Annotated in this window: 2 tRNA genes and 2 rRNA genes; all 4 read left to right on the forward strand. The window is 54.6% G+C overall.

The annotated features are described in order from the left end of the window. Positions 1–121: ribosomal RNA gene (locus tag AC1DE4_RS31690) — 16S ribosomal RNA — on the forward strand; the annotation flags it as partial. Between the two features lie 237 nt (positions 122–358). Continuing rightward, a tRNA-Ile gene (locus AC1DE4_RS31695) sits at positions 359–435 on the forward strand. Positions 436–528: 93 nt separating this feature from the next. Further along, positions 529–604: transfer RNA gene (locus tag AC1DE4_RS31700), tRNA-Ala, on the forward strand. Positions 605–1224: 620 nt separating this feature from the next. After that, positions 1225–1351 (forward strand): 23S ribosomal RNA (locus tag AC1DE4_RS31705); the annotation flags it as partial.

Raw genomic sequence — 1351 nt, forward strand, 5'->3', positions numbered from 1 at the left:
GGTTTTACCCGAAGGTAGTGTGCTAACCGCAAGGAGGCAGCTAACCACGGTAGGGTCAGCGACTGGGGTGAAGTCGTAACAAGGTAGCCGTAGGGGAACCTGCGGCTGGATCACCTCCTTTCTAAGGAAGCTGTGGAATTGGTAAGACGCCCTCCGACAAGTCTTCGACTTGTCTAGGGATGAACCTTCCCGTGCTTTTTAGAACATAGATGGCACCAGTCAGGTGACCATCGMAACGYAATACGCCGCAGAGACTTCGGTCCTGACGGTATGGCGAGCTTTCGCCGTCCACGTTTCTCTTTCTTCATGAAGACAAAAAACCGCGCTWGTCCRGCTTGTGCTGGACCGGTTCCCGAATGGGCCCGTAGCTCAGTTGGTTAGAGCACACGCTTGATAAGCGTGGGGTCGGAAGTTCAAGTCTTCCCGGGCCCACCATTTGCATTTGCGAATGATGGACTGGGAATTGATTGGAATGGCTGGCGCGGATTGTTGCCGAACCTGGATTAATCTCCGGGTGATCGAGCTGGAGGGGCTGTAGCTCAGCTGGGAGAGCACCTGCTTTGCAAGCAGGGGGTCAGCGGTTCGATCCCGCTCAGCTCCACCAAATCGATTGGTGTCGAGACTGACGGCAGCAACGTAGCGCAAGGCGCGTCGCCAATCGTTTGGCGCCCCCGCGGAGCGCCTGCGGCGCGTGAGCGATAAAGTGTCTTCTGGAGAAAAACAAAGTTTGCATCGGCTTCGGCCAGATGCCTGTTCTGCATATATCGTGAAGAGAAGATTGATCTGGAGGCTTCCAGGTGTTTTGCACAATCCCATGGATTGTGCGAGATGTCCGAGCCCAGTTCTGTTGAAACCAAGGATGGCTTAGTCGGCCGGATCTGGTGGAGGGACTGGAGGTAGGAAGGAAGTCTGTCATGAGGATTGACCATTGTTCGGTGCCTTTTGGTGCTGTCTGATGGCTGGTCTGATTGCCGTTGCCTGACCGCGCGGTACCGGATTTAATCTCGAGAAGCTGGTCTTAAAGATCCGGCCCAAGCGAGCTGCTCGGCGTAGCTCCAATAAAGGGACCGGATCGAACACGTCGATGGCATCTGAATGATCTGGTTGTAAAAGGTAACCAGATTGTTGGAGCTGGCCGTATGGCCAGATTTGGCACCCCCGCGGCGAAGCCGACGGGACAAGGTTTGCCAAATCCAACTAAAGATGAGCATTGGCAATGAGAACGATTAAGTGTCGTAAGGGCATTTGGTGGATGCCTTGGCATGCACAGGCGATGAAGGACGTGATACGCTGCGAAAAGCCGTGGGGAGCTGCGAATAAGCTTTGATCCATGGATCTCCGAATGGGGCAA

This window comes from Rhizobium sp. 10N414, assembly GCF_056394785.1.